The organism is Halorussus salinisoli (genome assembly GCA_005239435.1).
Classification (GTDB): domain Archaea; phylum Halobacteriota; class Halobacteria; order Halobacteriales; family Haladaptataceae; genus Halorussus; species Halorussus salinisoli.
The window spans coordinates 22,812-36,509 of the sequence record SZNP01000004.1; the positions used below are offsets into that span (position 1 = coordinate 22,812).

Consider the following 13,698-nt stretch of genomic DNA (forward strand, 5'->3'; position numbering starts at 1 on the left):
TCGTCAAAAATAGTGTGACGTGATACCGATTCCAATGTCATATGACGAACACCGCCAACAGGAGGACGAGAACGAGGACAACTGCGAGGACTCCGACGCCGATAGACTGACTGGTAGACGTCGAGAGCGCACTCCCGTCCCGCCCGGTGGGAGCGACGAGAATCGACCGGAGGCTTTCTCGTATCCGCTCGCCGACGCGGTTGATGCCGTCTTCCACAGCTCCCGCGCCCGCGACGCTTACCGCCACAAGACGTCGGCCGACCGGGTGATAGACGATATCGAGATCGGCGACGGGCGTGACATGGCTCAGGCGGGTTCGAATAACGAAAAATGCGACGACGCCCGCCGCGGTCACACCCCCAGCCTTCAGAAACTGCTTGCCCGCAAAGGGTTTCGCGCTGACGACCCCCTCCGCCGGTAGTAGTCCGAACAGGAGCGTCGGGACCATCCCGAAGAGGACACACAGTGCAGCGACGCTCCCGAGGACCCCGAGTTCGATCGATCGCAGATCGGTGTATTCCGTCTCTGACTCACCCCGAAGGAAAGCGTAATAGCCGAATTTCGAGAAGGAGACGACGGTCCCGACGCCGCCGAAGAGGAGGGCGTACCAGAGGACATCAAAGCCTGCTTTCTCGACTCCGTCGAGGACCATCCCTTTGCTAACAAATCCGTTGAATCCCGGAACGCCCGCGATAGACAGCGCCGCGACGAGGAACACGCCCGCGGTGAGAGGCATCGCTCGCCCGAGGCCGCCAATTTTCTTCAGGCTCTCCTCACCCGTACGGTGGATCACGACGCCAGCGACCATGAACAGGAGGCTCTTGTACAAGATGTTGTTGACGAGGTGTGCGAGCGCTCCCGCGTCAGCGAGCGCCGCTCCGATTCCGAATCCCGCGACCATATACCCTACCTGTGAAACGATGTGATAACTGAGCAACCGACGCATGTCCGTCTGGAGAATGGCGAGCGTGACGCCGAACAGTACCATCGCGCCGCCGACGTACGCTAGGACGACGTGTCCATCGGGAAATGCGCGGACGATTGAGTAGGCACCGACCTTCGTGGTGATTGCAGCGAGGACGACGCTCGTTGCGACGTGCGTCCGCGGGTACGTATCGACGAGCCAGACATGCAGGCCGACGAAGCCAGCGTTGATTCCGATACCGAGGGCCGCGAACGTCGCCGGGAGTCCCGCGGTGATCCCGTCACCGTACAGGAATGTACCGACCTCGGCGTAGTGGAGCAGGACGCCGGCCATCAACGCGAGACCGCCGATCTCGTGATAGATGGCGTATCGGGTACCGACACTCCAGTCGCTCGACCGGTGCCAGACGAGGACAGTCGCCCATACTGCCATCAGTTCCCAGAAGACGACGAGCGTCAGCCAGTCGCCCGCGACGGCGGCGCCCATCCCCGAACCGACGTACGCCAGCGCGTACGCCGTCTGACGTCGGTCCCCACCGGTTGCAAATAGGTATCCGGTCCCCGCGGCAGCGATGAACCCGAACGCGACCGCGAGGAGACGCGAATAGACGTCAACGCTGAACAGCACCACCTCGAAACCGAACAGCGACGTTCGGACGTACGTTCCCGCCGGGACAGCGAGCAGCCAGCCACACGTTCCGATTGCCACAGCGGCGGCGACGGCGTGCCCGACGCGCCGCGGGAGTATCACCACGGCGACGGCGAGCCCGAACAGGGCGATCGCCGGCGGCACGGTCGTGAGAGCGTCTAGAGCGAGACCGGTGAGGGGCACGCTCATCCGACCGTCACCTCCACGACCTGTACTGCGAGGTCATAGAACGGGAGTTCGGTCGGAACGATCCCGTACACAACGGCGACGGCGACCGCGACTGCGACCGGAACGAGCAGTCGCCAGTCCGTTTCGACTCGCCACGCCCGAGACTCCCGGTCGTGACCGCCATCGGTATGAAGAGACCCGCTCGCTCCTGCGTCCGCGGGTTGCGAGTCGGTGAAGAAGGCCTCGGCAAGGATCGGCCAGAAGAACAGGAGTTTGAAGAGTCCCGCGACGAGGAGTGCGGCTCCGAACACCGGGTAGTCGCTCATGAACAGCCCGACCAGTAGATGCCACTTGCTGACGAACCCCGCGACCAGCGGGAGCCCAATCAGGCCAGCGCTCGCAATGCCGAACGCCGTCATCGTCACCGGCAAGCGACGCCCGATTCCCTGTAGCTCGTCGATACGTTCGACGTGCGTCTCAACGTAGATGACCCCCGCACAGAAGAACAGGACGATCTTCATGAACGCGTGCGCAGAGAGGTGTAACAGCGCGCCACGGACGGCTGCCGGCGTCAGTACAGCGAGGCCGATCACGATGTACGAGAGCTGACTCACCGTGGAGTAAGCCAGACCGCGCTTCAGCCGGTCCTGTCGCAACGCGAGGACGGCGGCGATTAACATGGTGACGGCCGCGATAGCCGCCAGCGGGAGACCCACGCCGAGCGTCTTGACGCTATCCGAGCCGAACACGTAGAGGACGACGCGGGCGATGCCGAACACGCCGCTTTTGACTACTGCGACGGCGTGGAGTAGTCCCGACACCGGCGTAGGGGCGACCATCGCGTCGGGCAGCCAGCCGTGGAGCGGCATCAGCGCCGCCTTGACTCCGAAGCCCGCGATCAGCAGTGCGAACGCGGCGCGAGCGAGTAACGGCTCCGTGGTCAGGGCCCCTCCGAGCCCGCCGGGGGTGAAGCCAGTGGTACCGGCGAGCGCGTGAACGAGGAGGGTACCGGCGAGGACGGCGACTCCGCCGCCGAGCGTATAGAGGACGTACTTGTGACCCGCCTTTCGGGCCGTCTCGGTCCGCTTGTGGACGACGAGCGGATACGTGGCAATCGTGAGTAGTTCATAGAACACGAACAGCGTGAGCAGGTTCCCCGCGAACGCGACACCGACAGCGGTGCTCAGACTCGCCGCGAAGGCGGCGAAGTACCGCGTCTGGTACTTTTCGTCTAGGCTACGCACATATCCGACGCTGTAGAGGCTCGCCACGATCCAGAGTCCGCTCGCCAGCAGTGCGAAAAGCGCTCCGAGCGCGTCAACCCGGAGCGTGAGCGTTGCTCCCGGGAGGAACGTCGCGTCAGGTGTCGTATAGGTGACGCCCCGGAGACTGCCCCGAACGAGCGCGAGCACGACGGCGAACTTCACGAGCGCGGAGGCGATCGTCCACGACTCGCGGACGTTCGGCCGCGCCCGACTTACCAGGATCAGCGGGACCGCGACTGCCGACGCGCCCACGGCGACAATCGGCAGCAGTGACGATACTTCTGTCATGATTCTACGAGTGCGGTGACGGTCGGTTCGACGAGCGAAGCGATTCCGATGGCGGCGAACCCGAGCCCGACGGTCGCTACCGCTGCACCGACGGCTACGGCACGCATGCCGAAAGAGGCGTGCCTTTCGGAGACATTCCTCTCCGTCCCGATATTCCGGTCATCACGCACGTAGAGCTGTTGGACCAGCGTTCCGAAGTACGTGAGCGAGAGGAGCGTACTCACGAGGACCAGTACCAGCATCGACCACGATCCGGCCTCGATAGCACCCACGGCGATGTACCACTTCGCCACGAACCCTACCGTCGGCGGAATGCCGACCATACCGAGGCCGATCACCGCGAGCGAGCCGCTGGCCCACGGGGCTCGCTGTCCCAACCCCGCGTACTCCTCTACGGAAGCGGCCCCGGTCCGAGACGCGACGACGCCGGCGGCCGCGAACAGGCCGCCCTTCATCACCGCGTGGCCGAGCAACTGGACGACGGCACCGACGACTGCCGGAACGGTTCCAAGTCCGATCCCCACGGTGGCGAGTCCGAACTGTGCGACCGACGAGTACGCGAAGATACGCTTCACCGACGACTGCCTGGACGCGAGGACGCCCCCGGCGATGACGCTTACTCCCGCGAGAAGCAGAATCACCTCGTCAACAATCGGATGGACAGCGAAAAATCGAACTGTGAACACTCCGAAGACCAGCCTGATCAGCGCGTATCCGGCGACCGTCGAGACGAGCGCCGAGAGAAGCACGCTCACCGCCGCCGGCGCGTGCTCGTATGCGTCGGGCTGCCAGACGTGCAACGGATACAGCGCCATCTTGACCGCCAGTCCGACGCCGATAAACGCGAACGCGGCGAGTGTCAGCGTTGATTCCCGGGGAAGATGTGTGGCGAGGTCGACCATGTTCAGCGTCCCGGTTGCGACGTATAGGTACCCGACCCCGAGCAGGTACAGGGTCGCGCCGACTGTTCCGAGCAAGAGGTATTTGAGCGCGGCGAGCGCGGCCCGTCCGCCGGAGGCGCGGGCGACCAATGCGTAAGCGGCGAGGCCGCTGATTTCGAGGAAGACGTACAGGTTGAACACGTCGCCGGTGACACAGACTCCCGTCAGTCCGGCGACCAGCAGGAGATAGAGGCTGTAGAAAGGATTCGACCGCGGACCGCCGATCCGCGTGTACGCTGTGAGCGCGACCGAAACGACTGCCACGAGAAGTACGAACGGAGCCGAAAGCCCGTCCGCAACCAGTTCGATACCTACCGGTGGTGTGAATCCACCGACCCCGTAGGAGAGCGTTCCGCCCTTGACGACGAGCACGCCGAGATAGCCCGCGAGCGCCGTCTGGATTACGAGGGCGGCCGTCGCAATCGGCCAGCCGCTATCCTCGAAGATTCGGCCAACGATCGGCGGCAGGACGGCCGCGCTAATCGGGACCGCGACGAGTGCGGCAAGGACTTCACTCATCGGCCGACCCTCCCTGTGATTCGCCGTCTGGTCCGTTCCGTGATTCGTCGATTCGTCCCTCCCTGAGAACGTCTTCCCGGAGCGTACCGTACTCGCGGTGGATGCGGACGACGAGCGCGAGCGCGACCGCCGTGACGCTCACGCCGACGACGATAGCGGTGAGCACGAGGACCTGCGGGAGCGGATTGGCGTACGGTCCTCCGCCGGGTTCGACGATAGGCGGTGACCCGCCGGTGCGGTACCCGGTGGTGATGAAAAACAACAAAACGCCAGTCTGGAAAACGTTGAGCCCGATCACTTTCTTGACGAGGTTGTCGTCGTCGATGAGAACGAACAAACCGACTCCGACGAGGACCACGAACCCCACGTAGTTGAGCCGGGCGAGGAACAGATCGATCACTCGTACTCCCCCTCCGCGTCGAACCCGCCAGATATCTCGAAAAACAGGATGACGATGGTCGCAGCCACGGTCACTCCGATGCCCACTTCGACCAGTTCGATGGCGTAGAGTGCCCCCTTACTTCCTGGATAGGCGGTGAACTCGAGGAACGTCCCGCCGTAGACAGCCGTCACGATGCCGACGACTGCGAAAACGGCAACGCCGAGGACTGTGAAGGCTGTGAGGACGGTCTGGTTGAGCCACTGACCGGTCTGATCGATGCCGAACGCGAACGCTATCGTAACAACTACCGATGCGACGACCGTGCCGCCCTGGAACCCGCCACCGGCACTTTTCGCTCCGTGGAACATCGTGAACAGGCCGAACGTAAAGACGAACGGCGCGATCAGTCGAACCGTCTTTGTGACGACGACGCTCTCGGTCTGGCGGTCTTCGCGCACGCTCAGAGCACCTCCTTCCGGAAGACGACGAGCACCGACAGCCCCGCTGCGAACACGACCGTGACCTCACCGAACGTATCGAACGCACGGTAGCCAGCGAGGATCGCCGTCACGACGTTCTCGATACCGAACTGCGGGACGGACTGCTGGAGATAATACGGGGAAATCCGCTGGAACGGTGGAGCGTCTGGTGATCCAACGGCGGGGAGCGAGGGAATTGTCGATCCGATTAGAGCGAGAATCGCCACGACGCCGATTACCGATTTGGGATCGACCTCCCGAGTCACTATTGTGTCGCCGACCGACCGTCCGGTCTTGGCGATGGTAACGAGAAATAGCGACGTCGTGACGCCCGCACCGACGGCCGCCTCCGTCAGGGCGACGTCCGGTGCCCGGAGCGTTACCCAGACGATTGCCATTCCGAGGCTGTACGCCGCAAACACTATCGTCGCCGCGAGGACGTCCCGTAGCGACGCCACCACCAAGGCGACGACAATCAGGAAGACAGTCAACACCTGCGCCAAGAGGAGCCCGTTCATTCGTCCTCCTCCGCCTCGAGTTCCCAGTGGGGGATTCCCTGAAAGTGGGCCGACCTCGTGATCGCGTGAGCGGCCACCGGGTTCGTGAGTAACACGAATGCGATGAGGAGCCCGAGTTTGAGGCGTGCGATGCCGGAGTCTAGCACGACGGCGACGGCCGTTAGGGCGAGCCCAGTCCCCATCGTGTCGCTCTTCGACGTCGCGTGTGCTCGGGCGTACACGTCCGGCAGGCGAACGATGCCGACCGCCGCTACGAGTGAGAAGAACACGCTCCCAGCGGCTAGCGCGACGACCGCCAGTTCGATTGGTGTCACAGCATCCCCCCGCGTTCGACCGAGAACCTGGCGACGCCGAGACTCAACATGAAGTTCAGCATCGCGTACACCAGCGCGATGTCGAGAAACCCGGGCTCGTCGAGCGCCCCCGCCACCAGTGCGATGACGACGACAGTCGTCGTGCCGATGGCGTTGATTGCGACGACCCTGTCCTGTGTCGTCGGTCCTACCGCGGCCCGATACACCAAGAGGAGTGTGAGCGCCACGAGAACGACCGCAGTCGCGAGTAACGCCGTCGAGACGAGTGATCCCTCCCCAACTCCGATCACGGGTCGTCACCTCCGTCGGTATCCGTCACGCCACCGCCGCGGAATACCCAGGTGACGAGTCTCTGGAGGCGTCCTCCGATCTGGTCGCCCCGGGCACCGGCGGTCAGCGAGTGAACGGTGAACTCCCGTTCGTGGACATCGACCACCAACGTTCCCGGCGTGAGCGTGATACTACTGGCCAGTACCATCCGCTCGAGTCCCTCCCGGGTGTCCGTCTCGACAGTCCTCATCGACGGGTCGATCGGTAATCGCGGGTGGAGGATGACGTAGGCAATGGCGACGTTCGCTTTCGCTATCTCCCAGTGGAGCACCGGGAGAAAGGCGACGAAGCGACCGAGTCGCCGCCCCGTTCGAGCCAGCGTCGGTTCCTCGCTGAACGCGATACGAAAGAGCGCCGCCGCCGTGACGCCGGCGCTGACCGCACCCGTCAGGAAATCCAATCCGCCCACGAATCCGCCGATGGCAAGATAGAACAGGTACGTGAAACCGAATATCGCGCCGAGGCGGCGAAGTCCACCGGAATGGATCAGTCGCCGCCGTTCCCAAGTGACTTCGGCGGGAGCGAGTTCGAGACGAGATACGCCAATCCGCTCACGAAGTCGTTCTACCGACAGTCGAGTGTCGGCCTGCACGATGAGACGCGAGATGTTCTGATCACCGATGTACTCCAGTACAGCCTCCGTTTGACTGGCCGAATCGCTCCCGTGTAGTCGTACGGTGTCGACCCTCGTCCGAAGTTCCTTTCCGTCGAAGGTTTCGATCGTCCGTTCGAGGCGCGATTCCACCTCGGAACCGGCTGACCCATCGTCTAAGCGGCTAACTATCAGTACAGCGAAATCGATCACGCCGCCGAGCTCGGCTCGTGAGTCCCTCGCCTTGCGGAGCGCGTATTCGACCGTCCCGACCGACGATTTGTCTGGTTCGACGACGACGAGAAATATAGGTCGCTGTCCCGCTTCCTGTGTCATCGGTTGTCTTGTGTATCTTTCGCGTTGGTGATTAGGTTTCTGACTCTATTATCGAATTACTGTCGTATATCGTCGTCGCACGTCACAATTGATGTTCGCACAGATGACAGAACCGGGTTGCCGAGAGGACTGGATGGACGAGCTTGTTTCCGAAGCGGTAACCGCACCCCGGGCATTCGCTGGCCTAGGGATATCAGCGTCGCCCGGATCGCGCGAACCGCTTCGCCGGTTCCCGGGAGTTCGAGACGGTGCTGTACCCCGCCAGTGATGTTATCGAGATTCATGAATTGCTCCGTGAACTACGGGACAAGCTCGTAACATCTCGCCCGTCGAAATCACTCTGCCAAACGATGAAGAGAGTAGCCTCCCAAATAGAACCCAGAATGTATGACCGGATTGTGATCGCTGTGGACGGGAGCAGCGAAGCGAAGCGAGCAGCACGACGTGGTCTCCAACTCGCTCAGGTCTTCGACGCGACCGTCAACGTGCTTTCTGTCGTCGAACGAAAAGCACTCCGACTCACAGAAACGTCCGACGAGAAAACCCAGCTACGAGAACGTGGTGAGGAGACCCTCACAGAAATCGAGAACCTTGCGTCAGAACTCGGCCATCCTGTTACCACGAAACTGACCGAAGGAAGGCCCGCTGTCCAAATTAGCGAGTATGCGAACGAGCAGGACGCAGACCTCATCGTCATCGGGAGACAGGGATTGACCGGACTCGGTCGGCGTCTCTTGGGCGGCGTTACCGAGCAGGTCCTCCATCGAAGCGACATCCCCGTGTTCGTCGTCTCAGGCGGGGACGACGATGGTGAGATAGAGGCCGATTATTCACGAATCCTTATTACGACGGATGGCAGCGAAAACGCCGAAGTGGCGATTCCCCATGGAACAGCCATCGCGCAGCGCTATGGTTCAGACGTGCACGTTTTGAACGTCGTGGATCTTCAGGCCGCAGGTGGCATGTTCAACGCGGGGGGTCTCGAAAAAGAGTTCCTCGAACGGCTCAACGCGAGAGGGCAAGAGGCCATTGACAGCGTTGCAAACAAAATCGAGGAATCTGCCCCCGATCTGACTGTGGAGACTGCCGTCGAACGGACGGCGTCGTTCGAGGGGGCCGCTGCCGGTGTCCGTGAGTACATCGAGGAAAACGAGGTCGATCTCGTCATAGTGGGATCTCACGGCCGATCGGATCTCAAGCGTCAACTTATCGGAAGTGTCGCCTCAACCGTGCTTCGGACAGTTGACGTTCCAGTACTGGTCGTAAAACGCTCGTGACGCACTCTATTTGGTTCTGGTGTCGCCCTGTATAGGACAGATTTCATGTTCTCACAGTCAACCACGCGGTTTCGTCCGCAACGCCGTAGAGTACGCTTGCTTCTATTTTCGCAAGGGGCCTATTTCAGCACGCCAATTATGGTATGATAGTGGACGGGACTTCGGCAGCACGAACGACGGTCTCTGCGGCGCTTCCAATGAGCACACGACCGATCCGACCAGTTCCATGGTGGCCCATAATGACGTGGTCGTATTCCCGCTCTTCAACAAGACGCAGGATGTCCTTTCCGACACGATTAGCGTAGCCAGGCTCCGACAGCCGGAGACTCGTGACGATTTCCGGCTCGTCTTTGAGGCCAGCATCGGCTACAACTTCTTCAGCTCGTTTGAGGACTTCACTCGTTTCCTTTCCCTGATAGTCCGTGATGTGTACGACGTGAAGCGTTCCCTCGTATCGTCGTACGAATTCAGTAGCAAACTCTAATGCACGGAAGCTACAGTCCGACCCATCTACCGGACGAGGACGTCCATGGGACTCTCTACTTGGTATCAATCATTAAATGTACTCGTATTTTGTGGCTTGGTAGTTTTCCTACAACCAACGATACAGGCATCATTTGACTGAGATGACTAGCCGAGTCCAAGTCATTCAGTTGAGGCTGGAGACTAACGGGAACTACGAGTACGAGGGACACAGCAAATCATGGAGGACGATAGATACGTTTTTCTTGGTGTCGGCCGACCTGTCGCCCACGCATGTCCGAGGCTGAAACCTGCGAGCGCCACGCCTGGGCGTCTGTCGGCGTAGTGACCCGGGATGGATCAGTCTACAGGATCTGGGAGTGCGAGAATTGTCCGGTCTGGACCGCGGAGCAGTTCGACCCCGACTACGAACGACAATGGGACGATACCTGGCTGGCCGAGCGCTGACATGCCGGTCTCGGGTGAGTTGGTGTCCCTGGTCTCTATCGGCGCGGTTGCGCTGTACACCCTCGTGACTGCGGCGAGTCGTGCGATCGACCGGCTGCTGGCGCTCGCCGAGTACTACGATGTCGACGAGGTACTCGTCGGAATGACCATTCTCGCCGTGGGAACGAGCTTGCCGGAGATAAGTTCCCATTTCATCGCATCACTGGGAATCCTCTCCGGGACTCTGGATTACCAGACTACGTCCGCCGTCGTCATCGGCGGTAACACCGGCTCTTCGACCGTCCAGCAGCTTCTTCTTGTCGGAATCCTCCTCATCGGGTACGGCAGTCTCGACCTCACCGGAACGTTCGTCCGCGAGATCTACCTGCCTATGCTAGGCGTGTTCGTCGTGACGATAGTTCTCGCCTGGGATGGAACTATCAGCCGGCTGGACGGGGTCCTGTTCCTAGCTCTCTACCTCGTGTATGTCGGGGCAAGTGTCACCCGTCGGGAGCGGACGCAGACGCTTCGAGAACCGCCGAGCGTCAATCCTCGCAGAGATGCGGTCGTCGCAATAGGTCTGCTCGTCCTGGTTCTGCTCTCTGCATCGCTCATGCTGTCGGTCCTCGAGGGGGTCATCGACATGCTTGCTCTCGGTGGGTCAATGGTCGGAATCGTGACCATCGGCGTGGCCGCCGCGCTGCCAGAGTTGACGGCCGTGATGGACGCTATCCGTCGGCGGTCACCAAACGTCGCGCTCGGAACACTCGTCGGGAGCAACATCGTCAACCCCCTCGTCGGCATCGGCATCGGTGGCGCAATCTCCACCTACTACGTCCCATCGGCCGTCATCCTCTGGGACCTCCCGTTCAAACTCGTGACTGGTGCTGGGTTGCTCGGGTGGACGCTGTACGTGAAAGACGGAGAACTCACGCGGACGGAGGGAGGCTATCTGTTGGGATTGTATTTCGTATTCGTGGTCGGGCGCCTGCTGTTGTTCCCAGGGCAGTAGTCCGCCACCAACTGCTGTGGCTTACCCGGGTCGGTACTCGCGCTTCAAACCAACGTTCCCGACAGGTAATGATAGTTCAAGCTCGTTCGTCGACGATACTGTCGGCAGAGTCTCTCCGACAATTCCCAAGTGTGACGGGAGTGAACATCCGGTAATGAACGACCGCCCGCACAGCCGTTCGGCCGAAGCGGTTCTGGAGGCCCACGATACCTCCAGGGAGGGACTCACTTCAGGGGAGGCCCAGCAACGGCTCGCGGAATACGGCGAGAACGAGGTCGTTCAGGCCAGCGAGCGAACGCCGGTAGCGATCTTCGTTGCGCAGTTCAACAGCGTGCTCATCTGGGTTCTGGTGGCGGCAGCTGTGCTCTCGGCCTGGGCCGGCCACACCGTCGATGCCGTTCTTATCGTCGTCATCGTCGTCGTGAACGGTGTCTTCGGATTTGTCCAGGATTACCGCGCCGAGCAGAGTCTCGAAGCGCTCCGTGAAATGACTGCGCCAACGGCGACCGTCCGCCGGGACGGAACGACTATCGAGATTGACGCGACCGAACTCGTTCCCGGCGACGTGATCGAACTGGAGAGTGGCGACGTCGTCCCCGCGGACGGACGGCTACTCGAAGATATCGACCTCGAAGTTGATGAGGCGGCACTCACCGGCGAGAGTGCGCCAGTCTTGAAGTCGCCCGAACCAGTCGATTCCGATACACCACTCGCCGAGCGTGAGAGCATGGTATTCAATAGCACGAATGTCACGCGCGGCAGGGCAGTCGCCGTTGTCACTGCGACCGGGATGGACACAGAGGTCGGTTCGATTGCACGAGAGCTTGCGGCTACTGAAGAGACACAGACACCGCTCCAGGAGGAACTGGACGAGCTCGGCCGTCGGCTCGGTCTCGGTGTGTTCGCACTCGCCGCGCTCGTAATCCCGCTGTTGCTGGTTCAGGACACGCCACCCGTAGAAGCGGGGCTCACCGCGGTGTCGCTGGCCGTCGCCGCCATCCCCGAGGGACTGCCGGCCGTGGTGACGCTGACCCTCGCACTGGGAGTGCGGACGATGGCCGAGGAGAACGCGCTCGTTCGCCGCCTTCCCGCCGTCGAGGCACTCGGCTCGGTAGATGTCATCTGCACCGACAAAACCGGGACGCTCACCGAGGGACAGATGACCATCAGCCGGGTGTGGGTAAACGACGCTGTCGTCGAACTCGCCGAAACTGCCGGTGAACCCCCGTCCGACCGCATCGACCTCCTGTTGCGGGCTGGAGCGCTCTGCAACGACGCCACCGCCGAGGAGGGCGATCCGACCGAGCAGGCGCTGGTCGAGGCGGCCGAAGATCACGGAATTGACGTCGAGGCTCTCCGCGAGGAGCACCCCCGAACCGACGAGTTTCCGTTCTCTTCCGAGCAGAAGTGGATGGGAACCGTCCACGGCGACGCAGGGTACGTCAAGGGCGCCCCGGAGGTCGTCCTCTCGAAGTCCTCTCGCGTGTTCACCGACGACGGACCGACCGATCTCACCCCGGAGGCAGCCGACCGCGTCCACGAACAAGTCCGGACGTTCGCCGACGAGGCCCTCCGCGTGCTCGCGATCGCCTACACGGAGGACCCGGAGAACTTGGAGGACGACCTGGTGTTCGTCGGACTCGTCGGGATGATCGACCCGCCACGAACGGAGGTCGCCGACGCTCTCGCGGCGACCGAGCGGGCCGGGATCGACGTGAAGATGATCACCGGCGACAACGTCCGCACGGCCGCCGCTATCGCGGGGTCGCTCGGAATGGAACAGGAGGTGATAGAGGGGCGTGAGCTTGACCAGCTGGACGACGAGGAGCTGTCAGAACGGGTCGAGGAGGTCAACGTGTTCGCTCGTACGTCTCCCGAACACAAAGTGCGCATCTTGCAGGCGCTCAAGGAGAACGGCCACGTCGTCGCAATGACGGGTGACGGCGTCAATGACGCGCCAGCGCTGAAGAACGCTGACGTCGGGGTCGCAATGGGCGTCCGAGGGACCGACGTGGCCAAACACGCAAGCGATATGGTCCTGCTGGACGACAACTACGCCACCATCGAGCGGGCAATCGAACGCGGTCGAGCCATCTTCGACAACCTCTGGAAGTTCGTCGCCTTCCTGCTTAGTGCGAACGTGGCGGAAGTCGCGCTCGTCTTTCTCGCGTCGCTGTACGGCTATCTCGTGCTCCCGGCGGTCCAACTGCTGTGGATCAATCTGCTCACCGACGGGTTGCCCGCGCTGGCGCTGGGTGCGGACCCGCAGAGCGGCGACGTGATGGAGCGACCGCCGCGCGATCCCGACAGGGGCATTATCGGACGTCCCATGCTCGGACTCATCGGGGGTGCCGGGACAGTATCGACCGTGCTCATGCTCGGGTTGATGTTCTATGTGCTCAGTGGAGCGGCCGCGATTACGCCGTACGCGATGACGATGGTGTTCACGGGCTTCGTCTTCCTCGAGTTCGAGAAACTGTACGTCATCCGCTGGCTCCGCGAAACCCCGACGTTCTCGAATCGGTGGCTCGCACTCGCGGTTGGGCTGTCGATTTTACTACAGCTTGGCGTATTGTATACCCCGGTCAATCAACACTTCGGAACAGTACCACTTGAGCTCGAAGACTGGGGAATCATTGGCGCTGTACTCGTCATCGGCCTCCCCGCATACCTCGCCATCGGTTCTACAATCAAACGATATCTCCCCTCGACGAGATCTCCGGTGAAGACTCCCCCTGAGGAATAAGAAAGCCAGTGGTAGACCTCGAGTTCAGTTGGGAATCGGAGTTCATTAT

General features: G+C 61.8%; 14 protein-coding genes and 1 pseudogene. 4 read left to right on the plus strand and 11 right to left on the minus strand.

The window, feature by feature from the left end; translation table 11 throughout:
• Positions 1-37: 37 nt before the first annotated feature.
• From E2484_RS11490 to E2484_RS25990, 10 genes and pseudogenes are all read right to left on the minus strand, one after another.
• The gene (locus tag E2484_RS11490; RefSeq protein WP_137285385.1) at positions 38-1,762 is read right to left on the minus strand and encodes a proton-conducting transporter transmembrane domain-containing protein; all 1,725 of its coding nucleotides are present in this window, start codon (positions 1,760-1,762) and stop codon (positions 38-40) included.
• Positions 1,759-3,294, minus strand: coding sequence for a complex I subunit 5 family protein (locus tag E2484_RS11495; protein WP_137285386.1), 1,536 nt, complete (start codon positions 3,292-3,294; stop codon positions 1,759-1,761). Before E2484_RS11495 ends, E2484_RS11490 begins: the two co-directional genes overlap by 4 nt.
• The gene (locus tag E2484_RS11500; protein WP_137285387.1) at positions 3,291-4,754 is read right to left on the minus strand and encodes a proton-conducting transporter transmembrane domain-containing protein; all 1,464 of its coding nucleotides are present in this window, start codon (positions 4,752-4,754) and stop codon (positions 3,291-3,293) included. The genes E2484_RS11495 and E2484_RS11500 overlap by 4 nt, the downstream gene beginning before the upstream one ends.
• The gene (locus E2484_RS11505) at positions 4,747-5,154 is read right to left on the minus strand and encodes a cation:proton antiporter subunit C (protein WP_137285388.1); all 408 of its coding nucleotides are present in this window, start codon (positions 5,152-5,154) and stop codon (positions 4,747-4,749) included. The genes E2484_RS11500 and E2484_RS11505 overlap by 8 nt, the downstream gene beginning before the upstream one ends.
• Entirely contained in the window at positions 5,151-5,594 is a 444-nt protein-coding gene (locus E2484_RS11510) for an MnhB domain-containing protein (protein ID WP_321112484.1), read from the minus strand. The genes E2484_RS11505 and E2484_RS11510 overlap by 4 nt, the downstream gene beginning before the upstream one ends.
• A 2-nt stretch (positions 5,595-5,596) precedes the next feature.
• Positions 5,597-6,133, minus strand: coding sequence for a DUF4040 domain-containing protein (locus E2484_RS11515; RefSeq protein ID WP_137285390.1), 537 nt, complete (start codon positions 6,131-6,133; stop codon positions 5,597-5,599).
• Complete coding sequence (mnhG, locus tag E2484_RS11520; protein WP_137285391.1) at positions 6,130-6,447, minus strand: monovalent cation/H(+) antiporter subunit G; 318 nt, start codon at positions 6,445-6,447, stop codon at positions 6,130-6,132. Before mnhG ends, E2484_RS11515 begins: the two co-directional genes overlap by 4 nt.
• Positions 6,444-6,737 carry a monovalent cation/H+ antiporter complex subunit F gene (locus E2484_RS11525; protein WP_394347907.1) on the minus strand — a complete coding sequence of 98 codons (294 nt, stop codon included), beginning with the start codon at positions 6,735-6,737 and terminating at the stop codon, positions 6,444-6,446. Before E2484_RS11525 ends, mnhG begins: the two co-directional genes overlap by 4 nt.
• Positions 6,734-7,522, minus strand: a complete 789-nt coding sequence (locus E2484_RS11530; RefSeq protein ID WP_170977315.1) for a Na+/H+ antiporter subunit E — start codon at positions 7,520-7,522, stop codon at positions 6,734-6,736. Before E2484_RS11530 ends, E2484_RS11525 begins: the two co-directional genes overlap by 4 nt.
• 353 nt (positions 7,523-7,875) lie before the next feature.
• Positions 7,876-7,989: pseudogene (locus E2484_RS25990) on the minus strand (DUF2267 domain-containing protein); the annotation flags it as partial.
• Between the two features lie 99 nt (positions 7,990-8,088).
• Between E2484_RS25990 and E2484_RS11540 the strand changes: the two are divergent.
• Complete coding sequence (locus tag E2484_RS11540) at positions 8,089-8,982, plus strand: universal stress protein (protein WP_137285921.1); 894 nt, start codon at positions 8,089-8,091, stop codon at positions 8,980-8,982.
• Between the two features lie 136 nt (positions 8,983-9,118).
• On the opposite strand, the gene E2484_RS11545 is transcribed toward E2484_RS11540, so the two are convergent.
• On the minus strand, positions 9,119-9,535 hold the full coding sequence (locus E2484_RS11545; RefSeq protein WP_321112490.1) for a universal stress protein: 417 nt from the start codon (positions 9,533-9,535) through the stop codon (positions 9,119-9,121).
• Between the two features lie 203 nt (positions 9,536-9,738).
• On the opposite strand from E2484_RS11545, the gene E2484_RS24940 reads away from it, so the two are divergent.
• The 3 genes from E2484_RS24940 (at position 9,739) to E2484_RS11555 (ending at position 13,649) form a co-directional block, all read left to right on the plus strand.
• Entirely contained in the window at positions 9,739-9,912 is a 174-nt protein-coding gene (locus tag E2484_RS24940) for a hypothetical protein (protein WP_170977316.1), read from the plus strand.
• A gap of 1 nt (position 9,913) precedes the next feature.
• Positions 9,914-10,903 (plus strand): sodium:calcium antiporter, encoded by a 990-nt coding sequence (locus tag E2484_RS11550; RefSeq protein ID WP_137285393.1) that lies wholly within the window; start codon positions 9,914-9,916, stop codon positions 10,901-10,903.
• Positions 10,904-11,057: 154 nt separating this feature from the next.
• Positions 11,058-13,649 (plus strand): calcium-translocating P-type ATPase, PMCA-type, encoded by a 2,592-nt coding sequence (locus E2484_RS11555; RefSeq protein WP_137285394.1) that lies wholly within the window; start codon positions 11,058-11,060, stop codon positions 13,647-13,649.
• Positions 13,650-13,698 lie beyond the last annotated feature (49 nt).

What these genes read in the sequence shown, in the direction of transcription:
- E2484_RS11490 (WP_137285385.1), bottom strand. Translation starts at nt 1,762, where the DNA reads ATGAGCGTGCCCCTCACCGGTCTCGCTCTAGACGCTCTCACGACCGTG.
- E2484_RS11495 (WP_137285386.1), bottom strand. Translation starts at nt 3,294, where the DNA reads ATGACAGAAGTATCGTCACTGCTGCCGATTGTCGCCGTGGGCGCGTCG.
- E2484_RS11500 (WP_137285387.1), bottom strand. Translation starts at nt 4,754, where the DNA reads ATGAGTGAAGTCCTTGCCGCACTCGTCGCGGTCCCGATTAGCGCGGCC.
- E2484_RS11515 (WP_137285390.1), bottom strand. Translation starts at nt 6,133, where the DNA reads ATGAACGGGCTCCTCTTGGCGCAGGTGTTGACTGTCTTCCTGATTGTC.
- E2484_RS11540 (WP_137285921.1), top strand. Translation starts at nt 8,089, where the DNA reads ATGTATGACCGGATTGTGATCGCTGTGGACGGGAGCAGCGAAGCGAAG.
- E2484_RS24940 (WP_170977316.1), top strand. Translation starts at nt 9,739, where the DNA reads ATGTCCGAGGCTGAAACCTGCGAGCGCCACGCCTGGGCGTCTGTCGGC.
- E2484_RS11550 (WP_137285393.1), top strand. Translation starts at nt 9,914, where the DNA reads ATGCCGGTCTCGGGTGAGTTGGTGTCCCTGGTCTCTATCGGCGCGGTT.
- E2484_RS11555 (WP_137285394.1), top strand. Translation starts at nt 11,058, where the DNA reads ATGAACGACCGCCCGCACAGCCGTTCGGCCGAAGCGGTTCTGGAGGCC.